The organism is Micromonospora sp. NBC_00821, assembly GCF_036347035.1.
GTDB lineage: Bacteria > Actinomycetota > Actinomycetes > Mycobacteriales > Micromonosporaceae > Micromonospora > Micromonospora hortensis.
Window position 1 is genome coordinate 3,923,996 of the sequence record NZ_CP108880.1, and the last position, 23,197, is coordinate 3,947,192.

Below are 23,197 nucleotides of genomic sequence, written 5' to 3' on the forward strand. Positions count from 1 at the left end.
GTCAGGCCGTCGGCCCGGTGGTGGTGAGGGCTACCACCGGGCCGAGGACGAAGACGGCAGGCGGGCCGACGCCCTCCCGGGCGGCGACCGCGCCGATCTCGTCCAGCCGGGCGCGCACCGATCGTTGGTCGGGCAGCCCGGCGTCCTGCACGGCCAGCACGGGGCTCTCCGGGGCGCGACCGTGCTCGATCAGCACGTTCGCGATCTTGGCGATGGTGTCGACCGCCATCAGCAGCACGACGGTGCCCCGGGCTCGGGCCAGCGCCGCCCAGTCGACGAGCGAGTCGGGGTGCCCGGGCGGCAGGTGCCCCGACACGACAGTGACGTCGTGCGCCACGCCCCGATGCGTCACCGGCACGCCCGCGAGAGCCGGAGCGGCGAGCGCACTGCTCACCCCGGGCACCACAGTCACCGGCACCCCGGCCGCCGCGCAGGCCTGCACCTCCTCGTGGCCGCGCCCGAAGACGTACGGGTCACCACCCTTGAGCCGGACCACCCGGCGACCGGCGCGGGCGTGCGACACCAGGGCCTCGTTGATCGCCTCCTGGGCCATCGACGGACCACGGGGCACCTTCGCCGCGTCGACCACCAGCACGTCGGGGCGCAGCCCCGCGAGCAGCCCCTGCGGGGCGAGGCGGTCGACCACCACGACGTCCGCCGCGTCGAGCAGCGCCTTTCCGCGTACCGTGATCAGGTCGTCGGGCCCCGGCCCGCCGCCGACCACGGCGACCGAGCCGTGGTCGTGCCCGTGGTGTGCGTGCCCGTGGTCGTGGTGGTCGTGCCCGTGATCGTGATGGTGGCCGACCGGGTCGTCGGGGTGGTCGTGCGGGCGTTGCGGGCGACCCACCTTGTCCGCGAAGCCGGGCATCAACACCCGGTAGGCGCAGGTGTCGCAGTTCATCCGGATGTCCCCGCCCAACGCCTCGGCGTACCGCTCCCCGACGAGGTCGGCGAGGGCGTCACAGTCGCCGATCACCTCGGCGACGCGGACGTCCAGGTCGGGGTGGGCGGCGGCGAACTCCGCCGACTGGGCGACGATCCGGTCCGGCAGCACCCCGGCGAACAGGAAGTAGGGAGCCACCACGATCCGCCGCGCGCCGAGACGGCGCAGACGCTCCAGCACGGCCGGCACCGACGGCTGCGCCAGGGAGATGAACCCCGGCTCCACGCCCGCGTAGCCGCGTCCCTCCCAGAGCAGGCGGGCGACCTTGGCGACCTCGGCGTTGGCGTCCGGGTCGGTGGACCCCCGACCGATCAACGCCACCCACGTGTCGGCCCGGCCGGCGCCGGACAGCTCCATGTCGGCCCGGCCGGCGCCGGACAGCTCCGTGTCGGCCCGGCCGGCGCCGGACAGTGCGGCGTCGATGCGCTGTTCGAGGGCTTCGTGCAGCAGCGGGTGGGGGCCGAGCGGGCGGCCGTAGCGGTAACTCAGCCCGGTGTGGCGCTGCTGCTCCCGGGCCATCGCGGCGGGGATGTCGCCCTTGCCGTGACCGGCGCCGGTGAGCACCAGCGGCAGCGCCACCAGCGCCCGGTGCCCCCGGGCGACGAGCGCGCCGACCGCGTCGGTCAGCGGTGGGCGGGACAGCTCGATGAAGCCGCCCTCGACGTCGCCGATGTCGCCGCGACCGCGGACCCGCTCGACGAGAGCGGCGAACTGCTCGACCCCGGCCGCGCTGCGCGTGCCGTGCCCGACGATGACCAATCCGGTCATGACTTCTCCTCGACGTAGAGCAGGGCGTTGAGGGCGGCGGCGGCGACCGCCGAGCCACCCTTCTCCCCCACGTTGGAAACGGCGGGCAGGCCGCTGGCCCGCAGCGCCGCCTTCGACTCGGCGGCGCCCACGAAGCCGACCGGCAGGCCGACGACGAGCGCCGGCGCGGCGTCCACTGTGAGCAGTTCGACGAGCGCCGTGGGCGCGCAGCCGACCACCCAGACCGCTCCGGTTCCGACCCGCTCCACTGCGATCCGGACGGCCGCCGCCGAGCGGGTGATGCCGGCCGAGCGGCCCAGCGCGGCGGCGGCCGGCTCGGCGACCGGGCAGACCAGTTCCAGGCCGGCGCGGGTGATTCCGGCGGCGACCATCGCCACGTCGGTGACCACTGGCGACCCGGCGCGCAGCGCCGCCAGCCCCGCTTCCAGGGCGGCCTCGTCGCAGACCAGCTCGTCGACGTACGCGAGGTCGGCGCTGGCGTGCACCACCCGCTCGGTCACCGCGCGGCTCAGCGGCGGCAGGTGCGACAGGTCGACGCGCTCGCGCAGGATGCGGTACGACTCGGCCTCGATGGGGTGCACCACCCGGCTCATCGGGCTCCTTCACAACGGTCGGGCTCGACGACGCGGATCGCGTCGACCGGGCAGATCTCCAGGCACTCCAGGCAGCCGGTGCACAGGTCGGCGCGGACCGTGAGGCCGCCGGCGACCGGGCGGATCGCGTGCGTGGGGCAGGTGAGCAGGCAGGCGCCGCAGCCCTGGCAGGCGTCGATCGTCACGAGCGCCATCGGTACCCCCGGGGTGTGACCATCCGGCCGGCGACCAACCGGGTGTCGCTGCTGCCCACGACCACGACGCTGTACATGTCGACGATGGCCGGGTCGAGCGTCGCCACGGTGGCGAGGTGCACCTGTTCGCCGGGGCGGCTGGCATTGCGCACCACGCCCACCGGGGTGTCCGGTGACCGGTGCGCGGCGAGGATGCCGAGCGCCTTGCCGAGCTGCCAGTCGCGGGCCCGGCTGCGCGGGTTGTAGAAGAGCGTCACGAAGTCACCCTCGGCGGCGGCGGTCACCCGCCGCTCGATGACGTCCCACGGGGTGTGCAGGTCGGACAGGCTCACATAGGCGTGGTCGTGGCCGAGCGGCGCGCCGAGCAGCGCCCCGGCGGCGAGGGCGGCGGTGACGCCGGGCACGCCCACCACGTCGATGCGCTCGTCGGCGTACTCCAGGGCGGGGCTGGCCATCGCGTACACCCCGGCGTCGCCGGAGCCGATCAGCGCTACCGCCCGGCCGGCGGCGGCCTCGGCAACGGCGGCGCGCGCCCGCGCCTCCTCCGCGCCCAGCCCGCTGGAGAGCACCCGGGTGCCGGGGCGGAGCACGTCGCGGACCTGCTCCAGGTACTGGTCGAGGCCGACCACCACGGCGGCGCGACGTAGCTCGGCCACCGCGCGGGGGGTACGCAGGTCGGCGGCGCCCGGCCCGAGGCCGACGACGGCGAGCCGGCCGCGTGGCGCGTGCCGGGCCACCGCGACGGTGGCCATCGCCGTCGCGGTCTTGCCCACCAGCAGCGTCGCGTCGTCGGCCCGGCCGTCCGGGCCGAGCAGGGCCGCGGCCTCCGCCACGCTCGGCGTGCCGACCGCGGCCCGGACCACCTCGCTGGGGTGCGGCACGTCGACCGCCGCCAGCCGCGCCGCCGGCCAGGTCACCAGGGGTACGCCGAGCGCGTCGGCGGTGCTGCGGATGCCCGCCTCGTCGGCCTTGATGTCGGCGGTGGCCAGGCAGCGCAGGCTCGCCGGGTCGAGGCCGGCCTCGGCCAGCACCCGGTGCAGCAGCTCCGCCACCTCGGCGGCGGGTACGCCCCGACTCGCCCCCACGCCGGCGACCAGCGACGGCGGCCGCAGCACGGCGGTCCGCTCGTCGGGTGACACGACCCGGTCGGTGACCAGCAGCCGGTACCCGGTGTCCGTCGAGTCCTCGTCAGCGGCGCGCACGTTCGGGGGCAGGGCGGGCAGCGGCCAGTCGGCGTCGGCGATCAGCCGGACCGGCTCGCCGTCCAGGATGGCCCGGGACACCGCGGCGACAGCGCCCTGCACGGGCCAGCCGAGGGTGTCCAGCCCCGGCAGGTCGACAGCGTCGGTGGCGGTGGTGATCACCGGTCGGGCGCCCAGCAGGGCGGCGACCTGCTCGGCGAGCGCGTTGCCCCCGCCGGCATGCCCACCGAGCAGCGCCACGGCGTGCCGGGCCGCCTCGTCGACGACCACCACCGCCGGATCGGTGCGCTTGTCGTCGAGCAGCGGCGCGACGATCCGCACCACAGCCCCGGTGGCCAGGAACGCGATGACCGCGTCACACCCGGCCCAGGCGGTCCGCAGCGCGTCGGCGACGGTCTGTCCCTCGACCAGCCGGGCGTGCGGCCAGGCGGCGGTCAGGATGTCGGCGTGCCGGCGGCCGGCGGCGGTGGCCGCCACCAGGCCGATCCGGGCGGGCGGGTTCTGGTCGGTCACTGGCGCTCCCCGGTGAGGACGACCACCGGGTTGGTGGCCGCGAGGCGGATCGACCCGCCGGGCAGGTCGGCGAGGCGGGCGGCGGAGAGCTGGCTGCCCTCGACCGTGTAGCCGGCGGCGCGCAGCAGGCCCACTGCCGGTGCGACCCGGTCCAGTGCGGCCAGGGTGAGCACCACCCGCTCGGGTTGGCGGGACACCACTGCGGTGAGGACGTCGACACCGCCACCGCCGACGAAGACCGCGTCGGGCTCGGGGAGGCCGGCCAGCGCCGCCGGTGCACGTCCGGTAACGAGCCGGACGTGTACGCCGTGAGCGGCGGCGTTGGTCTGGACGGTCGCGCCGGCCTCGGGGTCCTGTTCTACGGCGAGCACTGCCGCGCCGAGCAGCGCGCACTCGATGCCGACCGACCCGCTGCCCGCCCCGATGTCCCAGATCAGCCGACCCAGGCGGGGGCGCAGGCGGGCGACGACGAGGGCGCGCACCTCCGACTTCGTGATCATGGAGTCGCGGTGGGCGTACCGGGCCTCCGGCAGCGCCCAGCCTCCGGCTGGCGCGGCGGCGGGCTGGTTGTCCGACCGCATGCCACCGGGCGCGACCAGAGGAGCGGCGTCGGGTGCGGGGTCCGCTGCGTCGGGGGCGGGTTCGGTGGCGTCGGGGGCGGCGAGGCTGAGCAGGACGTGCGGGTCGGCCCAGGTCTCGGCGGCGGCCTGCTCGGGGGTGACCGCGCGGATCCGTTCGGCGGCGGTGCCCAGGTGCTCGGCGACCAGCAGACGGCGGGACCAGCCGACCAGGCCGGCGCCCAGTTCGGCCGCGCCGGCGCCGGGCGCGGTGAGCACCGCGACCAGTGGCAGCGCCCGACAGGCGTTCACTGCGGCTCGGGGGTCGCGCCCGTGCGCGCTGACCACCGCGGCGCCGTCCCAGGGCAGCCCGGCGCGGGCGAACGCTGTGGCCACACTGGACACCGCCGGCACCACCCGCAGCGGCAGTCCGGCCGCGCGCAGCCGCCGGACGATGCCGAACAGGCCGGGATCGCCGCTGGCCAGCACCACGGCCGGCACCCCGGCGTCGACGGCCTCGGCGAGGCGGCGCAGCGCGGGAGCGAGCGGCCCGAGGGCGACGGTGTCGGCGTCGGCCGGTACGGGCACCGCGGCCAGGTGCCGGGCGGCCCCGACCACCAGCCCGGCGGCGGCCAGCACCGGGGCGAGCGCGGGGTGCGGCGGTGCGCCCGCGGCGTCCAGGCCGACCACCGTCACGCCGCTCACCGGGGCCACCGGCCGGACGAGGCGACGACGTGGGCTCCGGCGAAGTCGACCATCGCCACGTCGACGGTGACCGTGGGCCCGGCGAAGCGCCGCAGCACCTGGCGGACCCGCTGGCAGAGCAGGTCGCCGGCCGGGGCGAGCAACCCGGCGGCCTCCCACAGCTCGTACGCGTGCCGCCCGGTGTTCGCCTCGGTCACGGCGGCGACCAGCGACGGGTCACCGCCGGCCTCCGCGGTCACCGCGCCGAGTAGGGAGAGGTCCACTGTGGAGCGGGTGTAGTGGGTCATCAGGATGCCGGCCGCCAGTTTGGCGAGCTTGCCGGCCATGCCGACGAAGACCACACCGGTCATGCCGTCGCCCACGGCGGCGGTCACCGCGGCCCCGGTGAAGTCGCCGACCTCGACGAAACAGACCTCGGGCAGGTCGGGCAGGAGCGCGCGGGCGGCCCGCTCGGTACGCCCGCCGGTGCAGAGCACCACTGTCGGCTCGCCCTGGGCGGCCATCACGTGCACGGCCTGCACGACGCTGGCCCGCCACGACGCGGTGGAGAAGGGACGGACGATGCCGGTGGTGCCGAGGATCGAGATGCCGCCGAGGATGCCGAGCCGACGGTTGGTGGTCTTGCGGGCCATGATCTCACCGCGGGGCACACTGATCACCACCCGGACTCCGACCTCGCTGAGGTCGACCACCTCGGCCACCGCCTCGCCGATCATCCGGCGGGGGGTGTCGTTGATCGCCGGGCCGCCGACCGCGAGCCCGAGGCCGGGCTTGGTGACGGTGCCGACGCCGGCACCGCCGGCCAGCCGCAGGCCGGGGACGTCGGTCCAGTTCACCGTGGCGGTCAGCTCGGCGCCGTGGGTGACGTCCGGGTCGTCCCCGGCGTCCTTGACCACCACCGCTTCGGCCCGGACCGGTGGGGTGCCGGTCACCTCGCAGCGTTCCACCGGGAAGCGCACCCGACGTCCGGCGGGCAGGCCGATCTCCACCTCCTGCTGGGGGGTGCCGGTGACCAGCGCGGTGACAGCGGCCTTGGCCGCCGCCGTGGCGCACGCACCGGTGGTCCAGCCGGTGCGCAGCGCGGTGGGCCGGACCTTCGCGGTACGCGGCAGGTCCGGCTCGCGCAGCGGCGGCTCGGCGTACGTCATGGTGTGTGCCCCGGTGTGGCTGTCCCCCCGGTACGGGCGCCGGCCTGGCGACGCAGTTCGGCGCGGGCGGCCGGCTCGGCCCGGCGGAAGGTGTGGAAGTGCCCGGGGTGGTAGAGGTGCGAGCGAGTGCCCTCGGCGGCGAGGGCCGGGCCGACCAGGAAGAGGGTGTGCTTCCACAGCTTGTGCTGCTTCACCGTCGCCTCCAGCGTGCCGACCGTGCATCGCACCACCAGTTCGTCGGGCCAGGTCGCCTGGTACGCCACCACGGCAGGGGTGTCCTCCGGGTAGCCGCCGGCCAGCAGCTCGGCCTGCACCTGCCCGGATCGGGCGGCGGACAGGAACAGCGCCATTGTGGTGCCGTGCCGGGCGAAGTCACGGACCCGCTCGCCGGGCGGCATCGGGGTCTTGCCACCTTCGAGGCGGGTGAGGATCACCGACTGGGCCACCTCGGGCACTGTCAGCTCGCGCCCGACGATCGCCGCGACGGCGGTGAACGAGGACACCCCGGGCACAATCTCGACGGCCAGGTCGAGCGCCCGGCACACGTCCAGTTGTTCCTGCACCGCGCCCCACAGGGCCGGGTCTCCGGAGTGGATCCGGGCCACGGTCAGCCCCTGCTCGGCGGCGCGCCGGTAGAGCGGCAGCACGCCCTCGATGGGCAACTGCGACGAGTCGACGATCTCCGCGCCGGGGCGGGCGTGGTCGAGCACGTCGGCGTGCACCAGGCTCGCCGCCCAGATCACGATGTCCGCCTCGGCGATGACCCGCGCGGCCCGCAGTGTCAGCAGGTCCGCGGCCCCCGGGCCGGCTCCGACGAACCACACCTTGCCGTCGCTGGTCACAGCTTTCCTCCTCGGTGCTCGCGGCGGGCCGGAACCAGCAGCGTCGACAGGTAGGGCAGGTCGTGCTCGGTGTCGCCGACCGGCCCGACGCGTTCACCGGGCAGCCCCAGGCTGCGTCCGAGCACGGCGTCGGCGAGGCGACCCTGCCGGCGCAGCTCGGCGAGCAGTTCCGGGTGCCGACGCCAGCCCTTGTAGGCGACGACGGTGCCCGGCCCGGCGAGGGCGTCGGCGAAGAGCGCCAGGCCGGCGGTGGCCGGCAGCAGGGTGAGCGGTTCGCGTCCCTCGCAGAGCGGGATGCCGCTGCGGGCCGCCAGCTCCTGCATGGCGGTGACGCCGGGCACCGTCGCCACCCGCACCGTCGGGCGCAGCGCGCGGACGCTCTGGGCCAGGTAACCGAAGGTGGAGTAGATGTTCGGGTCGCCGATGGTGGCGAACGCGACGGACCGCGCGCCCGCGTCGATCGCCTCGACCACCACCCGGGCGGCGTCGTCCCAGGCGGCCGCCCGACGCACGGTGACCCCACCCCGGTCGTCCAGCGCGAACGGCAGCCGGCGCAGCCGCTCCGGCGTGACGTGGGAGCGCACTGTCGCCTCGGCCCGCCCGACGTCCGCGCCCAGCGGCGTCGGGCCGGCGGTCACGGTGGGCGCGACCCGGTCCGCCATCACGGGTACGAAGACCACGTCGGCCTCGCGCAGCAGCCGCACCGCCTTGACGGTGAGCAGTTCCGGGTCGCCCGGGCCGACGCCGACCCCGGTGAGCGTGGCGTCGGCGCTCATCGGCACGCCTCGACCAGTCGACGGGCGGCGTCCGGGTGGCCGGCCCAGTGGGTGTGCAGGTAGGACGCGTGCACCCGACCGGTGACGAAGCCGTGCTCGGTGTCGTTCCAGCGCCACGCCGGCGCGTCACCGTGCCCCGGGTCGGTGGTGGTGCGGTGGAACTCGTGGCCGCGTACCGGCTCGCCGGCGCGCGCCACCGGGGAGTCGGTGACGGCGAGGGCCTCCCGGTAGCCGAGGGTGAGCCGGTCGGTCATCCGGGCGGTCAGGTCCAGCCGGCCGCACATCGGTACGCCGTCGAGGGACCGCCCGAGGTAGAGCAGTCCGGCGCACTCGGCCACGATCGGCCCGTCGAAGTCGGCCAGTTCGGCGCGGAGCGCGGTGTTGTCGGCCAGCGTCTGGGCGTACGCCTCGGGGAAGCCGCCGCCGATCACCACCGCCCGGGTGCCGGCGGGCAGCGCCGCGTCACGCAGCGGGTCGACGGTGACGACGTCCGCGCCGGCCGCGGCGAGCAGTTCGGCGGTCTCCGCGTACGAGAAGGTGAAGGCCGGACCACCGGCGAGGGCGACGCGTGGTCGCTCGACGCCGGCCGGCCCGCCGACTGCGGCGACCGGGTCCCAGGCCGGGGTGGTCAGCGGCGGGGCGGTCCGGGCCAGGTCGAGCACGGCGTCGAGGTCCACAGTGGCCTCGACGAGTTCGGCGAGCGCGGTGACGATCGCGACGGATTCGGGTGCCCGCTCGGCGACCGGCACCAATCCGAGGTGCCGGGCCGGCGCGGCCACCTCGGCGGCGCGGGTGACAGCGCCGAGCACTGGCACGTCCACCTCGGCGAGGGCGTCGCGCAGCAGCGTCTCGTGCCGGGGTGAGCCGACCCGGTTGAGGATCACCCCGCCGATCCGTACCGCCGGATCGAACGCGGCCATGCCGAGGGTGAGCGCGGCGGCCGACCGGCCCTGCGCGGTGGTGTCCAACACCAGCAGGACGGGTGCCTCGATCAGCCGGGCGACGTGCGCGGTGGAGGCGTAGTCGCGGCGGCCCACCGCACCGTCGTGCAGGCCCATGACGCCCTCGACCACGGCGATGTCGGCGGGCGTGGGGACGCTCGCGCCGTGTCGCAGCAGGGGGGCGATCCGGTCGGCCCCGACCAGGAACGGGTCGAGGTTGCGCCCGGGTCGGCCGGCGGCGAGGGCGTGGTAGCCCGGGTCGATGTAGTCGGGGCCGACCTTGTGCGGGCTGACCGTCAGGCCCCGTCGACGCAGCGCGGCGAGCAGCCCGGTGGCCACAGTCGTCTTGCCGTGGCCGCTGGCCGGGGCGGCGACCACCACCCGCGGCAGCGCCCAGTGCGCGCTCACCACTCGATGCCCTTCTGGCCCTTCTGGCCGGCGTCCATCGGATGCTTGACCTTGGTCAGCTCGGCGACCAGGTCGGCGGCGGCGACCAGGCGCGGGTCGGCGTCCCGGCCGGTGATCACGACGTGTTGGAAGCCGGGGCGGTCGGCCAGGGTGGCGACCACCTCGTCGACGTCCACCCAGCCCCACTTCATCGGGTAGGTGAACTCGTCCAGCACGTACAGCCCGTAGCGCTCGGCGGCCAGGTCACGCTGGATCTGCCGCCAACCCTCCAGGGCGTCGGCGGCGTGGTCGGCGTCGCCGCCGCGCTGGATCCAGGACCAGCCCTCGCCCATCTTGTGCCAGGCCACCGGCGCGCCCTGGCCGGTGCGCTCGTGCACCTCGCCGAGCGCCCGGAAGGCGTTCTCCTCCCCCACCCGCCACTTGGCGCTCTTGACGAACTGGAACACCCCGACCGGCAGCCCGGCGGTCCAGGCCCGCAACGCCAGCCCGAAGGCCGCCGTCGACTTCCCCTTCATCTGTCCCGTGTGGACGATCAGCAGTGGCCGGTGCCGCCGCTGCCGGGTCGTCAACCCGTCAGCGGGCACCGAACTCGGTTGTCCCTGCGGCATCAGCGGCCTCCCCGTCCCGCGGACACTCCCGCGATCTTGCGGTTTCTGTTGGTCATATGCGCTCTTGGTCCGTTATGCCGCGACAGGAAGTGCAAGATCGCGGGAGTGGGGGTGGGTGAGGGCTTCCAGGGGGGTTCTTGGGGCGTTCAGCTGGGTGGCCAGGCGGGCGGCCAGGTGCAGTCGGACCGGGCCGGATTCGCAGTCGACGACCACGCACGGAGCCCCCGTGGCGGCCAGGACGCCGGCCGCCGCCGCCGCCCGGTCCAGCGGGCGGGTGCCTGCCGTGGCTCTCCCGTCGGTGACGATGAGGACCAGTGGGCGGCGCTTCGGGTCGCGCAGGCGCTCCACCCGCAACAGGTCCGCGGCGGCGAGCAGCCCCTCGGCCAGCGGCGTACGCCCGCCGGTGGGCAGCTCGGCCAGCCGGGTCGAGGCGGCCAGCACCGACGAGGTCGCCGGCAGCAGGGTCCGGGCGCCGCCACCGCGGAACGCGATCACCGCAACCTTGTCCCGCCGCTGGTACGCGTCGGTGAGTAGGGCGAGCACCGCGTCCTTCACTGTGGTCATCCGCTGTCGGGCGCCCATCGAGCCGCTCGCGTCCACCACGAACAGCACCAGGTTGCCCTCGCGCCCCTCACGAACCGCCTCGCGCAGGTCGTCCCGGCGCAGTCGCAGCGGGCCGGCGACCCGGCCCCGGGCCGCCTGGTGGGGCGCGGCGGCGCGGATCGTGGCCGGCAGGTGCAGCGCGCCCACCCGGCCCGCCGGCACCCGGGCGCCGGTGGTGCGGCCCCGCCCGGTGCGGGCCCGCGACCGTCGGCCCGGCACCCCGTCACCCACGCCGGGCGCGGTGAGCACCCGCGCCTTCAAGCCACCCCGGGGTACGGCCACCGGCTGGGACTCCCCGCCGCCGGTCGGGTCGTCGGCACCGGTCGCCGATTGCCGGCCACCGCGCGGACGCGAGTTCTGGCCGCCGTCGCCCTGCTGGTGCTGCGGCCAGCCGCCGGTGTCGTCCGAGCCGTCGGTGCGCCCCTCGGGGCCGGCGCCGTTCCGCGCCGTCGAGTGCTCCGTCGACCCGGCTTCACCCTCGTCGACGCCGTTGCCGCCCTGCGGTCCGCCGCCACTCGGGCCGCCCCCGTTTGGGCCGCCCCCGTTTGGGCCTCCGTCACCCGCCGGGCCGCCGCCCTGCGGGCCGCCGCCGTCCGGGCCACTGTCGTCGGGGCCGGCGTCGTCCGGGTCGTCGGGGTGGGCGTCCTGGGCGCGCTGCAACGCCTCGTCGAGGCGCTTCTCGTCCAGCCCCGGGGTGTCGAACGGGTCGCGGCGGCGGCGGTGCGGCAGCGCCAGCCGGGCGGCCACCCGGACGTCGTCGATGGTGACCCGGTCCCGGCCGTGCCAGGCGGCGTGGGCGAGGGCGGTCCGGGCGGTGACGATGTCGGCCCGCATCCCGTCCACGTCGAACGCCGCACACACCTCGGCGATCTGCCGCAACGCGGCGTCCGGCAGTCGTACCCCGGGAAGTCGGCGGCGGGCGGCGGCCACCTGGCCGGCGATCTCCGCGTCGGCGTCGGCCCAGCGGGCGGCGAAGCCAACCGGGTCCGCGTCGGCGGCCAGCCGGCGGCGGACCACCTCGACCCGGATCTCCGGGTCCCGGCTGGCGCCCACCTCCACTGTGAGCCCGAACCGGTCGAGCAGCTGCGGGCGCAGCTCCCCCTCCTCCGGGTTCATCGTGCCGACCAGCAGGAACCGGGCCGCGTGGCTGACCGAGACGCCCTCCCGCTCGACGTGGCTGCGGCCCATCGCCGCCGCGTCGAGCAGCAGGTCGACGAGGTGGTCGTGCAGCAGGTTGACCTCGTCGACGTAGAGCACGCCCCGGTGCGCGGCGGCGAGCAGGCCCGGCTCGAAGGCGCGTACCCCCTCGCCGATCGCCTTCTCCAGGTCCAGCGCGCCAACCACCCGGTCCTCGGCGGCGCCCACCGGCAGCTCCACGAGGCGGGCCGGACGGGTCTCGGCGGCGGCGTCGGCGGGGTGAGGGCCGTCCGGGCAGGCCGGGTCGGGCTCGGCCGGGTCACAACCGAAACGGCAGCCGGCCACCCGCCGCACGGGCGGCAGCAGCGCGGCGAGCGCCCGCACGGCTGTGGACTTGGCGGTGCCCTTCTCACCACGGACCAGCACCCCGCCGATCGCCGGGGAGACCGCGTTGAGCAGCAACGCCAGCCGCATGTCGGCCATGCCGAGCACCGCGCTGAACGGGTAGATCGCGGTCATGCCCGGTCCTCCAGATCGCCCTCACTGGCCAGGTACGTGTCGCGCAGCCGGTCGAGGGTGGCCGGCTCCGGCTCGGCCCACAGCCCCCGGTCGGCGGCCTCCAACAGCCGCTCGGTGATGCCCCGCAACGCCCACGGGTTGGACTTCTCCAGGAACTCCCGGGTGGTGTCGTCGAAGAGGTACGCGGCGGCCAGGTGCTCGTACATCCAGTCGTCGACCACGCCGGCGGTGGCGTCGTAGCCGAACAGGTAGTCCACAGTGGCCGCCAGCTCGAACGCGCCCTTGTAGCCGTGCCGACGCATCGCGGCGATCCACTTCGGGTTGACCACCCGGGCGCGGAACACCCGCCGGGTCTCCTCGCCCAGCGTGCGGGTACGCACGTCGTGCGGCATCGCCGAGTCACCCACGTACGCCTGCGGTGACGTGCCGGTGAGATGGCGGACCATCGCCACCATCCCGCCGTGGTACTGGAAGTAATCGTCGGAGTCGACGATGTCGTGCTCGCGGGTGTCCTGGTTCTTCACCGCAACCGCGATCCGGGCGAACGAGCGCTCCATGTCGGCGCGCGCCTCCCGCCCGTCCAGGCCCCGGCCGTACGCGTAGCCGCCCCACACCGCGTACACCTCGGCCAGGTCGGCGTCGCTGCGCCAGGTACGGGCGTCGATCAGGGGCAGCAGCCCAGCGCCGTACGCGCCGGGCTTGGAGCCAAAGATCCGGGCGGTGGCCCGCCGCTCGTCGCCGTGCTCGGCGAGGTCGGCGGCGACGTGCGCGCGCAGGTAGTTCTCCTCGTCCGGCTCGTTGAGGGCGGCGACCCGCCGGACGGCGTCGTCGAGCAGCGCCACGACGTGCGGGAACGCGTCGCGGAAGAAGCCGGAGATGCGCACCGTGACGTCGACGCGGGGTCGGCCCAGCTCGGCGGTCGGCACCACCTCGATGCCGGTGACCCGCCGGGACCTGTCGTCCCAGACCGGCCGGCAGCCCAGCAGCGCGAGCACCTCGGCGATGTCGTCGCCCTGGGTCCGCATGGCGCTGGTGCCCCACACCGTCAAACCCACCGAGCGGGGGTACGCCCCGGTGTCGGCGAGGTGCCGGGCCAGCAGCGAGTCGGCGAGGGCCACCCCGACGTCCCAGGCGTTGCGGCTGGGGATGGCCTTCGGGTCGACGGAGTAGAAGTTGCGGCCGGTGGGCAGCACGTTGACCAGGCCCCGGGTGGGTGAGCCGGACGGGCCGGGCGGCACGAACCGTCCGTCGAGCGCGCCGAGGGTGTTTGTCAGCTCGTCGGTGGTGCGGTCCAGTCGGGGCACCAGTTCGGTGGCGGCGAAGTGCAGCACCGCGGCGACGTCCGGGATCGACCGACCGGTCACCTCGGCCACCACGGCGTCGACAGTGTCCACGGCCCAGTCCAGGGTCTCCATGCCGACGACCAGCCGCCGCGCGAGGGCCTCGATGAGGTCGATCGCGTCGGCGGCGGTGCCGGCCGGCCCGTCCACCACGTCGGTCAGCGCCGCGGGCAGCGCCAGTCGCTGTCCCGGCGACGCGAGCAGCTCCTGCTCGTCGAGGGAGTACGCGACGGCGAGTGCCTGTCGCAGGCCGGGCAGGGCCCGGGCGCCGCCCCAGATCTGCGGGGCGCGCAGCACCGCCAGGACCAGGTTGACCCGGGGCTCGCCGGTGGGCGCGTCGGCGAGGATGTGCAGCCCGTCGCGGATCTGGACGTCCTTGACCTCGCACAGGTACCCGTCGAGGTGCAGCACGAAGTCGTCGAAGTCGTCCGCGTCGGGCATCGCCTCGGCGTGCAGGTCGTGGTGCAGCTCGGCGGCGCGCACCAGGTCCCAGATCTGGGCCCGCACGGTGGGCACCTTGGCCGGGTCGAGGGCCTGCACTGTCGCGTACTCGTCGAGCAGTTGTTCGAGTTTGGCCAGGTCGCCGTAGGTCTCGGCGCGGGCCATCGGCGGGACCAGGTGGTCGACCACCACGGCGTGCGCTCGCCGCTTGGCCTGGGTGCCCTCGCCGGGGTCGTTGACGATGAACGGGTACACCAGCGGCAGGTCGCCGAGGACGGCGTCGGGCGCGCAGTCCGCGGCCAGGCCGAGGCCCTTGCCGGGCAGCCACTCCAGGGTGCCGTGCTTGCCCAGGTGCACCACGGCGTCCGCGCCGAAGCCACCGTCCGCGGCGGGCGCCGTCAGCCAGCGGTACGCGGCCAGGTAGTGGTGGCTGGGCGGCAGGTCCGGGTCGTGGTAGATGGCGATGGGGTTCTCCCCGAAGCCGCGGGGCGGCTGGATCAGCAGCACCACGTTGCCGAAGCGCAGCCCGGCGAGCACGATGTCGCCGCCCTCGGTGTACAGCTCGCCCGGCGGCTCACCCCAGTGCTCCCGCATCCGCTCCCGCAGCTCGGCCGGGACCTGGTCGAACCAGCGCCGGTACGTCGACCCCGGTATCCGGGCCTCGGCGGCGGCCAACTGCTCCGGGGTGAGCCACTCCACGTCGTGACCACCGGCGGCGATCAGCGCGTGGATCAGCGCGTCACCGTCGTCGGGCGGTGGCGCGTCACCCAGGTCGTAGCCGGCCTCGGCCAGCGCGGCGAACAGCCGGACCGCCGAGGCCGGCGTGTCCAATCCGACGGCATTGCCGACCCTGGAGTGCTTGGTGGGGTACGAGCTGAGCACCACGGCGACCCGCTTGTCGGCGTGCGGCACGTACCGCAGCCGGGCGTGGCGCACCGCGATCCCGGCGACCCGGGCGGCCCGCTCGGGGTCGGCGGCGTAGACCGAGAGCCCGTCGGCGTCGATCTGCTTGAACGAGAACGGCACCGTGACGATCCGGCCGTCGAACTCGGGGATGGCCACCTGCATGGCGGCGTCCAGCGGGGACAGGCCGGCGTCGCTGTCGGCCCACTGCGCGCGGGTGCTGGTGAGGCAGAGCGCCTGGATGACCGGCACGTCCAGGGCGGCCAGGGCGCCGACGTCCCAGGCGTCCTCGTCGCCGCCACCGGAGGCGTCGGCGGCGACCGCACCTCCGGCCGCGAGCACAGTGACCAGCAGCGCGTCACAGCGGGCGAAGAGCCCGAGTGGGCCGGCGCCCGCGGTCAGCCCGCGCAGCGAGCCGCAGAAGATCGGCAGCGGGTTACCGCCGGCTTTGTGGACCGCGTCCGCGAGCACGTCGACGAAGTCGGTGTTGCCGGCGAGGGCGTGTGCCCGGTAGAAGACGATTCCCACTGTGGGCCGGTCCGGGTCGGCGGGGTGTTCGCCGTGCACGCCGTACGCCGGGGTGGGCGCGGGTGCGGCGAATCCCTCGCCGGTGAGCAGCACCGTGTCGGAGAGGAACCGGGCCAACTGCCCGAGGTTGTCCGGACCGCCCTCCACGAGGTACGCCAGCGACTGGGTGACGACCCCGGACGGCACCGTGGAGATGGCCATCAGCTCGGCGTCGGGCAGCGCCTCGCCGCCGAGCACCACCGTCGGCACGCCGGTGGCGAGCACCGCGGCGAGGCCGTCCGCCCACGCCTGCCGACCGCCGAGCAGGCGTACGACGACGAGGGCGACCCCGTCGAGCAGGGCGGGCACCTCCTCGGCGGCGACTCGGGCGGGGTTGGCCAACCGGTAGTCGGCGCCGCTGGCGCGGGCGGCCAGCAGGTCGGTGTCGGCGGTGGACAGCAGCAGGATGCGCACGGCATGCTCCGGAAAGTGACGCCCTGGACCCTCACGGGGTGACCGGGGCGATGCGAGTGGGTACGGCGTCAGCCGGTACGACGGCCAGCGCGAACGGCGCCCCGACGCATGGGTCGGGGCCGGTCAGCGCCGGGCGATCAGCTCAGCGGTGCCGGTGGCCGGTGTCCTTGGAACGCACTGCCTGGAGCGCGATACGACGATAGTCGTCGATGAATGAGACGCCGTGCGTCATCGGGTCCTCCTCGGGTGTCCACGCCCTGGGGTACGTCCCGACGGCCGAAGTATCCTGGCTTCCGGATCGACGCTCTCCCCCGGCCTTCCAACCGCAGACACACGGCCGTGACTCACGAGGGGGGATCGCTCCCCGGTGACAGTGGCGGGACCGCGTCGGATTCGCACCGACTTCCTTCACTGCCGTCAGGCCGCGAATGCTGCCACACCGCCGCGCCGCCGGTCAACGCCGGTCCGACCCCGCCGGGCGGACGGGACTCATCGAGATTAAACGATTGGTGCGAGCGCGACTCTGCGCGACGGAATGCCTCAGATCAATGTGCGACGTCCTTTGCTCTGCTTACCTATGTGCACCAGACACGGAGCGTCACCGGCGCCTATAGGTAAGCAGAGCAAAGGTGGCCGGACGAGTCCTGACCTGCGCCGATCCTCCGGCAGGGCGGTGCCGGCCGACACCCTCACCTAGGATCGGCGAACGCCACACCAGTGTCCGCGATCAATCTCGGAGGTCGATCATCGTGGTCGCCCCGCAGTTCCACCGCCTGTCGGGCCGTGTTTGGCGGTATCCGGGCGATCCCGACCCGGAGGCGGTCCAGGCCGGTGTCGCCGTCGTCGCCGACGAACGCGGCAGTGTGATGATCGACGCCGGGCAGAGCCCCGCGCACGCCCGCGAGATCCAGGCCGCGCTGGCCGCCGCCGGGCTTCCGGAGCCGCGCTGGCTGGTCTACACCCACCATCACTGGGACCACGTGTGGGGTGCCTGCGCCTGGCCCGGCGTGGAGATCGTCGGGCACGAGACGGCCGTGTCGCTGCTGCGCGCCGAGGCCGCCCGGCCGTGGAGCCACCCCTACCTGCAGGAGCAGATACGCGCCGATGCCCGCCTCCGCCCGAGCTTTTCAGCCCGCGCACGCGCGATGGCGTCCTGGGAAGACTTCGCCATCCTGCCGCCGACCCGCACCTTCGTCGACGTGGACGAGCTGCCGGTCGGGGTCGAGCTACGCCACGTCGGCGGCGGGCACGCGCCGGATTCGACAGTGGTGCTGGTGCCCGACTCGGGGGTGATGCTGCTGGGCGACTGCTTCTACCCGCCGCCGGCCCATGTGCGCCGGCCGGAGGACGGCCTCGACCTCGACCTGGTCCGGCGACTGCTCGACGACGACTACCACTGGTACGTCTCCAGCCACGCCGAGCCGATGACGCTCGAGCAGGCCCGCTCGGCCGTCGAGGGCGCCTGATCCAGACGGCAGACGCTCTCCGGCACCGGGTGCGGGCACCTGACGCCGTGACCCTTCAGAACGATGAGGCCCCGGCTACCAGCGTCCGTGCCGCATCCGTCCACCAGTAGAGGACCTCCCGGCCTGACCGGCGCTTCTGGAGCAAACCGGCATCCGTCAGCACGCGCAGGTGACCACCGACGGTACCGAGCGGCAGCCCGGTCGCGGCGACCACGGCCGTGGTGCTGACCGGCTCAGCCGCCTGCACCAGAATCGTGCTCCGCGCGTTCCCGAGCAGGCGGCGCAGTGGATCCGGGGTGGTGAGAGCCGCCTCGGCGAAGATTCCCGTCACCGGATAGACGATCCCGAAGCGGTCGGGCAACCTCCAGGAGATCCAGCCTCCCCGGCAGTGGGCCGCGAAGAACGTCAGCGTCCCGCCGCGCACGTCGGACGGTGGGTAGGGCCGTTCCTCGACCTGCAGCCGGCCGTTGCCCAGCCAGCGCGTGCCGGGCCGCATGTCGTTGAGGACCCCGGACCATCCGTCCCGGCCCAGCCGGGAGATCCGGGACACCACGTCGGCGCGCAGCACCGACTGCCGGCGCGGCCAATCCGCCTCAATGGTGTGGTGCCAGACCCAGCGCAGGAGAGCGGCCGTCCGGCTCGCCAACCCCGAACCGCGCAGCTCCGCAGCCAGCGGAGAACGTACGTGGGCCAGATCGGCACGGATCCGGTCGTCCGGCAGCGATTCCAGCTCCACGAGTTCGTCGTCCAGCGTCATGTCCGGACGGGCGGGCGGCACCGTCAGGAAGTCGGCCATCCAGGAGGACGATATGGCGTGCGCCAGAATGGCCCGGGTCACCGGGTCACCGTCGAGATAGCCCCGGAAGGCATCGACGTGCTGGTCCCGCCAGACCCGATGCCACGGAAGCGGCTGAGCCCGGCGCAGGATATTCAGCGCCCCCAACGTCTCGGTGAGCTGCGAGGTGCCGAAACGCGCCCGCGCCATCACTTCGGCGTCGACCAGGAACACCGCCACTTTTCGCCTCCAGTCGAAACTCTAGGGAGGCGCCGCAGGATGTCGCAAGCTCCTGGCCATGCACAGCGACACCCAACCAGGCGACCCGACGACAGTGAGCACGCGGAACTTCAACGCCCTGTGGGCCGGTGCCGCCATCACCAACCTGGCTGACGGCGTCGTCAAGCTGACAGTGCCTCTGGTGGCCGTCTCGATGACGAACTCCCCTGCGCTGGTTGCCGGTGCCACCCTGGCCAACACCCTGCCCTGGTTGCTGTTCGCACTGCCCGCCGGTGCCCTCGCCGACCGGGTGGACCGCCGGCGCCTGATCATGACGATGGCCGCCGCGCGCGCCCTGCTCCTCGCCGTGCTCGTGGGCGCCGTCCTCGTGGACGCCCTCCCGCTGGCCGGCCTGTACGCGGGTGCGCTGCTCCTCGGCACCGCCGAGGTGTTCGCCGACACCACCCGGATGTCGGTCGTGCCGATGGTCATACCCCGCAGTCGCATGGAATCCGCGTTCGCGACGTTGACAGCGACCGAGACCGCGGCCAACGAGTTCATCGGGCCCCCGCTGGGTGGCCTGCTCGCCGCCGCCGGACTGGCCGTGGCACTCGGTGCCGGCGGCGTTGGTTACGCGGGCGCACTACTCGCACTGGCAGTCATGACCGGTCACTACCGCAGCAGCGGTCACCCCGGACCGAGGGCGAAGCTTCCGGGCCTCCGCGTCGACATCCGCGAGGGCATCCGGTACGTGTGGCAGGCAAGAATTCTGCGGTCCCTGCTGCTGGTGGCCGGTGCGGCGAGCGGGTGCTGGGCGGCCTGGATGGCGGTCATCGCCGTCTACGCGATCGCACCCGGACCGATGAACCTGAGCCACGCGGAATACGGCCTGCTGATCGGAGCCCTGGGGGTGGGCGGCGTGGTGGGAGCCTCCGCCGCACCCTTTCTCACCCGCCGCCTCGGACGGCGGGTCGTCCTCGCCGCGTCGATGGCGAGCTTCGCCGTCCTGCTGGCAGCACCGGCCATCACCTCGTCCCCCCGGCTGGTCGCCGCGGCGACCGTCCTGGGCGGCGCCGGCTCCGGCGCGTGGAACGTCACCTACAGCTCGCTGCGGGCACTCGTCGTGCCCGACGAGATGATGGGGCGCTACAGCGGGGTCAGCCGCCTGACCAGTTGGGGTTCCATGCCGCTCGGGGCCCTGGCCGCCGGCCTCACCGCCGAACTGGTCAGCGTCAGAGCGGTCTTCTGGGGCGCAGCAGCTCTCTGCGTCCTGGTGCTCACCGTGACGGTACGAACTGTCACCTCACCCGAATTCCGACTGGTGCAGGCCCGCGCTACCGCTCTCCACGAACCCGCGCCGGCCCAGCCGCACTGACCTGGCCTCAGCGGGCATGGCGCTCCGGGTGGGCCCGGCTCCAGGTCCGCATCCGTTCCGGGTAGCCGGTGCGCGCCGCCTCGTACAGCGGCACCGCGTGCTTGCGGGCGATGGACCCGGCCGCGCGCGGCGTTCCGGTACGGCGGCGGATCCACTCGCCGTCGTGCGCGATCGCCACCACAGTGGTGTCCGTCGCGGTCGTCTCCGGCTCCAGGTAGAACTCCACCCCGCGCCGGGTGGCCACGAACGCCTCCAGCGCCGCGAGGTCGTCGCGGGTCGCCTCCCGGTCCAGCTTCGTCGGGGTCGCCTCGGCACCCCGTGACCGGCGGTTGAACCAGCTCATGCCCCGCCCCTCTCCTCGACGTCCCTCCAGTGCAGCACCGGTTCCTGGCAATACGCTGCACGCCGGATGGGAGAGAGCTGACCCACGTCGGGAAATCCCCGTGGAACCCGCGGCGGGTGGGCGGTGTCCTGAGTGTGATCCGAACGGAGGCTCCCCTGGACGACGAGGCGCTCGTCACCCGCGCTCGGGCAGGTGACCTGGAGGCGTACAACCTCCTGGTCGCCCGGCACACCGCGTCCGCGTACCGGACCGCGGTGCTGCTCGGTGCCGGCTCGGACTCCGAGGACGTCATCCAGGAGGCGTTTGTGAAGGCGTACCGGAAGCTGTCCCGATACCGGGGTGACGCGTCCTTCCGGTCGTGGCTGCTAGCGATCGTCGCCAACGAGACCCGCAACCTGCACCGCTCCCGTGGCCGGCGCGACGGGCTCGTGCTGCGGGCGGCGGCAGCGGACCCGACGTCCGAGATCGCCGAGGACGACGCGGTCGGCGGGGTCCTCGCCGGTGAGCGCCGGGCGTCGCTGGTACAGGCGCTGCGACAACTGCCGGTACGGGACCGTGAGGTGATCGTCTGCCGGTTCTTCCTCGATCTCACCGAGGAGGAGACGGTGTCGGCTCTGGGCTGGCCCCGGGGCACTGTGAAGTCGCGTACGTCCCGGGCGCTGGCGAAGCTCCGTGGCCTGCTCGACAGTGCGGAGGTCCGGCATGGGTGACCTCGAACGGGAACTGCGCGACCTGTCCACCTGGCTGGACACGCCCGATCCGCCCGACGTGACCGCCCGCGTCCGCGTACGGCTCGGCACGCCGTCGCCCCGGCGGCGCCGGTGGCGGTCGCTCGCCGCGGTGGCGCTCGTCGCCCTGCTGGTGGCGGTGTTGCCGCCGACGCGGGCCGCGATCGCCGACGCCGTCACGGGGCTGCTGCGCTTCGCCGGGGTCAGCATCGCCACCTCGCCCGCCCCGACGCCGCCCGCCGGCGCCGCGTCGCCGTTGCCCGGGCAGCGGACCGTCGCCCTGGACGAGGCCCAACGGTCGGTACGGTTTCCGATCCGCCTGCCGGCGATGCTGGGCACGCCCGAACAGGTGCTGGTCGCCGACCCCGACGCCACGGGCCGGTACCGGGTGGCGACGCTGCTCTACGACGGGGGCGCGCTGCGCGTCGACGCGTTCGACGGTCACCTCGACCTGGCCTTCCACAAGGAGGTCAGCCCGCCGGGCGCGAACTGGGTCCAGGTCAACGGCGACTTCGCCGTCTGGGTCGACGGCCCGCACGCGTTGTCCTACGTGGACCAGGCGGGCGAGATCCGCCGGGAGACCGCCCGACTGGCCGGCTCGACCCTGATCTGGCAGGACGACCACGTGAGCTACCGGATTGAGGGCACCCTCACCAAGGCCGAGGCGATCGAGATCGCGCGCTCACTGGGCTAGGAACCCGACGGGCGTGGGCGGTGTCGGAAGGGTGGACGAGTCGTCGACGCGTACCGGAAGGGGCGAGATGGTTTCCTGGGGCAGGTTGACGCTGGCATCCTCGGTGGTCCTGCTGGCGGGGTGCACGACCACGACCAGCGGAGCGTCGCCGACGGCGGGTGCGGCCACCACGGCGAGCACCGCGACCGCCTGCGCGGCGCGGGTCGAGACGGGGTCCCTGCCGGACTGGGCGGACGCCGGGTTCAGCGGGGACGCGCGGGTTCCGCACGTCTTCGGCGCGAAGGGTGACATCGTGGCGGTGCTGTTCGCCCATCCGCTGCGGCAGGTCCGGACGGATGGCTCGAACAACAAGATCCTCTGGGTGGCCCGCGCCGCCACGACCTCGCCCGACCCGACCGCGCCGGCAACCCTTGTTATCACCGCGAGGCTGGACGGCACGGACACCCGGGTGATCCGGGAGGTCGCCGGTGGCCCCGGTCCGTCGATCATCGATTTGCCCGAGGCCGGCTGCTGGCGCTTAGACCTGCGCTGGTCCGGGCACGCCGACACGATGGACCTGGTCTACGCCCCCTGACAGCACCTCGGGCCGCCTAGGCTGCCGATCATGCCCATGGACGCGCGGGCGGCGGCGGCCCGCAACAACGCCGAATGGTGCGACATCGTCTGCGGCAGCCACGGGTTGGCCAGCCGTACCGACGCCGACGCCTGGTCGGTCCCCCACCGTTCGCCACAGTGGTACCCGGACGCGGTCACAGTGCGGCCGGGCGTCGACGCCGAGGCCGTTCTGGGCCGCATCGACGCGGGGCCCGGCGCATCGGTGAAGGACAGCTTCGCCGACCTCGACCTGTCCGGGTACGGGTTCCGGGTGCTCTTCGACGCCCAGTGGATCCACCGGCCAGCGTCGGCACCGCCTGTGGACACGCCGCTGACCCCGGTCACCACACCCGACGAGTTGGTGGCCTGGGCGGCGGCCCACGGCGGTGGAGAGCTGTTCCGCCCCGCGCTCCTGGCCGACCCCCGCGTACGGGTGCTCGCCCGCCACGACGACCGGGGTGTGATCACCGGAGGAGCGGTGCTCAGCGGCGACGGCCCGTACGGCGTCTCCAACCTGTTCACCCGCACCGACAACTCCCGGGACGTCTGGCGCGCGGTGTGTGCCACGATGCCCAACGCGCCGCTGGTCGGCTACGAAACCACAGCGGACCTGACGTCGGCGCTCTCCGCTGGCTTCACCACCACCGGCCCTCTCCGCGTCTGGCTACACGCCTAGCGCTCTGGCCACTGGCTCCGCGCACGGACAGCTATGCTGGGCGGCATCGGCACCGATCCGGCCATCACCGGGGAGCCTCCGGAAGAACGGGCAGTTCGACCGCCTCAGTAGAACCGGACGTCGCGGCACGTCACGTCGTGAAATTGAGCGGCGCCTGCACCATCGAGGCGCAAGCGGGGTGGTACCGCGGAGTCCTGGCCATACG

General features: G+C 74.3%; 20 protein-coding genes, 1 pseudogene and 1 riboswitch. Of the genes and pseudogenes, 6 read left to right on the forward strand and 15 right to left on the reverse strand.

Annotation, left to right across the window (positions count from 1 at the left end; all coding sequences use genetic code 11):
- Window position 1: 1 nt before the first annotated feature.
- From cobA to cobN, 12 genes and pseudogenes are all read right to left on the reverse strand, one after another.
- On the reverse strand, window positions 2-1,711 hold the full coding sequence (gene cobA, locus OHB44_RS18095) for a uroporphyrinogen-III C-methyltransferase (RefSeq protein ID WP_330437642.1): 1,710 nt from the start codon (window positions 1,709-1,711) through the stop codon (window positions 2-4).
- Complete coding sequence (locus OHB44_RS18100) at window positions 1,708-2,304, reverse strand: precorrin-8X methylmutase (protein WP_330437643.1); 597 nt, start codon at window positions 2,302-2,304, stop codon at window positions 1,708-1,710. Before OHB44_RS18100 ends, cobA begins: the two co-directional genes overlap by 4 nt.
- Complete coding sequence (locus OHB44_RS18105) at window positions 2,301-2,498, reverse strand: DUF362 domain-containing protein (protein WP_238686175.1); 198 nt, start codon at window positions 2,496-2,498, stop codon at window positions 2,301-2,303. Before OHB44_RS18105 ends, OHB44_RS18100 begins: the two co-directional genes overlap by 4 nt.
- The gene (cobJ, locus tag OHB44_RS18110) at window positions 2,486-4,213 is read right to left on the reverse strand and encodes a precorrin-3B C(17)-methyltransferase (RefSeq protein WP_330437644.1); all 1,728 of its coding nucleotides are present in this window, start codon (window positions 4,211-4,213) and stop codon (window positions 2,486-2,488) included. Before cobJ ends, OHB44_RS18105 begins: the two co-directional genes overlap by 13 nt.
- Window positions 4,210-5,592 (reverse strand): precorrin-6y C5,15-methyltransferase (decarboxylating) subunit CbiE, encoded by a 1,383-nt coding sequence (cbiE, locus tag OHB44_RS18115; RefSeq protein ID WP_442932701.1) that lies wholly within the window; start codon window positions 5,590-5,592, stop codon window positions 4,210-4,212. The genes cobJ and cbiE overlap by 4 nt, the downstream gene beginning before the upstream one ends.
- Window positions 5,553-6,623, reverse strand: a pseudogene (locus OHB44_RS18120) (cobalt-precorrin-5B (C(1))-methyltransferase); the annotation flags it as partial. The gene cbiE and the pseudogene OHB44_RS18120, both read right to left, overlap by 40 nt.
- Entirely contained in the window at window positions 6,620-7,465 is an 846-nt protein-coding gene (cobM, locus tag OHB44_RS18125; RefSeq protein WP_330437646.1) for a precorrin-4 C(11)-methyltransferase, read from the reverse strand. The pseudogene OHB44_RS18120 and the gene cobM, both read right to left, overlap by 4 nt.
- Window positions 7,462-8,241 (reverse strand): precorrin-2 C(20)-methyltransferase, encoded by a 780-nt coding sequence (gene cobI / locus OHB44_RS18130; protein ID WP_330437647.1) that lies wholly within the window; start codon window positions 8,239-8,241, stop codon window positions 7,462-7,464. Before cobI ends, cobM begins: the two co-directional genes overlap by 4 nt.
- Window positions 8,238-9,593: a cobyrinate a,c-diamide synthase gene (locus OHB44_RS18135; protein ID WP_330437648.1), complete on the reverse strand. Its 1,356-nt coding sequence runs from the start codon at window positions 9,591-9,593 to the stop codon at window positions 8,238-8,240. The genes cobI and OHB44_RS18135 overlap by 4 nt, the downstream gene beginning before the upstream one ends.
- On the reverse strand, window positions 9,587-10,198 hold the full coding sequence (gene cobO / locus OHB44_RS18140; RefSeq protein ID WP_112673096.1) for a cob(I)yrinic acid a,c-diamide adenosyltransferase: 612 nt from the start codon (window positions 10,196-10,198) through the stop codon (window positions 9,587-9,589). Before cobO ends, OHB44_RS18135 begins: the two co-directional genes overlap by 7 nt.
- 72 nt (window positions 10,199-10,270) lie before the next feature.
- On the reverse strand, window positions 10,271-12,457 hold the full coding sequence (locus OHB44_RS18145) for a magnesium chelatase subunit D family protein (RefSeq protein WP_330437649.1): 2,187 nt from the start codon (window positions 12,455-12,457) through the stop codon (window positions 10,271-10,273).
- Window positions 12,454-16,122 (reverse strand): cobaltochelatase subunit CobN, encoded by a 3,669-nt coding sequence (cobN, locus tag OHB44_RS18150; protein ID WP_330437650.1) that lies wholly within the window; start codon window positions 16,120-16,122, stop codon window positions 12,454-12,456. Before cobN ends, OHB44_RS18145 begins: the two co-directional genes overlap by 4 nt.
- Before the next feature lie 257 nt (window positions 16,123-16,379).
- A riboswitch (cobalamin riboswitch) is annotated at window positions 16,380-16,556 on the reverse strand.
- Window positions 16,557-16,871: 315 nt separating this feature from the next.
- On the opposite strand from cobN, the gene OHB44_RS18155 reads away from it, so the two are divergent.
- Window positions 16,872-17,588, forward strand: coding sequence for an MBL fold metallo-hydrolase (locus OHB44_RS18155; protein ID WP_238686167.1), 717 nt, complete (start codon window positions 16,872-16,874; stop codon window positions 17,586-17,588).
- A 55-nt stretch (window positions 17,589-17,643) separates the two neighbouring features.
- On the opposite strand, the gene OHB44_RS18160 is transcribed toward OHB44_RS18155, so the two are convergent.
- On the reverse strand, window positions 17,644-18,603 hold the full coding sequence (locus tag OHB44_RS18160) for an ArsR/SmtB family transcription factor (protein ID WP_238686166.1): 960 nt from the start codon (window positions 18,601-18,603) through the stop codon (window positions 17,644-17,646).
- 58 nt (window positions 18,604-18,661) lie between these two features.
- Here OHB44_RS18160 and OHB44_RS18165 point away from each other — a divergent pair, with 58 nt between their 5' ends.
- Window positions 18,662-19,957 (forward strand): MFS transporter, encoded by a 1,296-nt coding sequence (locus OHB44_RS18165; RefSeq protein ID WP_330437651.1) that lies wholly within the window; start codon window positions 18,662-18,664, stop codon window positions 19,955-19,957.
- Window positions 19,958-19,964: 7 nt separating this feature from the next.
- On the opposite strand, the gene OHB44_RS18170 is transcribed toward OHB44_RS18165, so the two are convergent.
- Window positions 19,965-20,300 (reverse strand): hypothetical protein, encoded by a 336-nt coding sequence (locus tag OHB44_RS18170; RefSeq protein ID WP_124859681.1) that lies wholly within the window; start codon window positions 20,298-20,300, stop codon window positions 19,965-19,967.
- Window positions 20,301-20,434: 134 nt separating this feature from the next.
- Here OHB44_RS18170 and OHB44_RS18175 point away from each other — a divergent pair, with 134 nt between their 5' ends.
- Together OHB44_RS18175 and OHB44_RS18180 are read left to right on the forward strand one after the other, a co-directional pair.
- Complete coding sequence (locus OHB44_RS18175) at window positions 20,435-21,010, forward strand: RNA polymerase sigma factor (protein WP_238686165.1); 576 nt, start codon at window positions 20,435-20,437, stop codon at window positions 21,008-21,010.
- Window positions 21,003-21,722, forward strand: a complete 720-nt coding sequence (locus tag OHB44_RS18180) for a hypothetical protein (RefSeq protein ID WP_330437652.1) — start codon at window positions 21,003-21,005, stop codon at window positions 21,720-21,722. Before OHB44_RS18175 ends, OHB44_RS18180 begins: the two co-directional genes overlap by 8 nt.
- Here the strand turns inward: OHB44_RS18180 and OHB44_RS18185 are convergent.
- Window positions 21,711-22,013: a hypothetical protein gene (locus OHB44_RS18185; protein WP_238686163.1), complete on the reverse strand. Its 303-nt coding sequence runs from the start codon at window positions 22,011-22,013 to the stop codon at window positions 21,711-21,713. The two genes, OHB44_RS18180 and OHB44_RS18185, sit on opposite strands and share 12 nt — an antisense overlap.
- 1 nt (window position 22,014) lies before the next feature.
- Here OHB44_RS18185 and OHB44_RS18190 point away from each other — a divergent pair, with 1 nt between their 5' ends.
- The gene (locus tag OHB44_RS18190) at window positions 22,015-22,296 is read left to right on the forward strand and encodes a hypothetical protein (RefSeq protein ID WP_330437653.1); all 282 of its coding nucleotides are present in this window, start codon (window positions 22,015-22,017) and stop codon (window positions 22,294-22,296) included.
- Window positions 22,297-22,326: 30 nt separating this feature from the next.
- Window positions 22,327-22,992 carry a hypothetical protein gene (locus OHB44_RS18195; protein WP_330437654.1) on the forward strand — a complete coding sequence of 222 codons (666 nt, stop codon included), beginning with the start codon at window positions 22,327-22,329 and terminating at the stop codon, window positions 22,990-22,992.
- Window positions 22,993-23,197 lie beyond the last annotated feature (205 nt).

Coding starts and splice junctions, on each gene's coding strand:
- OHB44_RS18145 (WP_330437649.1), bottom strand. CDS start 12,457: ATGACCGCGATCTACCCGTTCAGCGCGGTGCTCGGCATGGCCGACATG.
- OHB44_RS18185 (WP_238686163.1), bottom strand. CDS start 22,013: ATGTCACCCTTCGCGCCGAAGACGTGCGGAACCCGCGCGTCCCCGCTG.
- cobI (WP_330437647.1), bottom strand. CDS start 8,241: ATGAGCGCCGACGCCACGCTCACCGGGGTCGGCGTCGGCCCGGGCGAC.
- cobA (WP_330437642.1), bottom strand. CDS start 1,711: ATGACCGGATTGGTCATCGTCGGGCACGGCACGCGCAGCGCGGCCGGG.
- OHB44_RS18195 (WP_330437654.1), top strand. CDS start 22,327: ATGCCCATGGACGCGCGGGCGGCGGCGGCCCGCAACAACGCCGAATGG.
- OHB44_RS18170 (WP_124859681.1), bottom strand. CDS start 20,300: ATGAGCTGGTTCAACCGCCGGTCACGGGGTGCCGAGGCGACCCCGACG.
- cobO (WP_112673096.1), bottom strand. CDS start 10,198: ATGCCGCAGGGACAACCGAGTTCGGTGCCCGCTGACGGGTTGACGACC.
- OHB44_RS18165 (WP_330437651.1), top strand. CDS start 18,662: ATGCACAGCGACACCCAACCAGGCGACCCGACGACAGTGAGCACGCGG.
- OHB44_RS18180 (WP_330437652.1), top strand. CDS start 21,003: ATGGGTGACCTCGAACGGGAACTGCGCGACCTGTCCACCTGGCTGGAC.
- OHB44_RS18100 (WP_330437643.1), bottom strand. CDS start 2,304: ATGAGCCGGGTGGTGCACCCCATCGAGGCCGAGTCGTACCGCATCCTG.
- OHB44_RS18105 (WP_238686175.1), bottom strand. CDS start 2,498: ATGGCGCTCGTGACGATCGACGCCTGCCAGGGCTGCGGCGCCTGCCTG.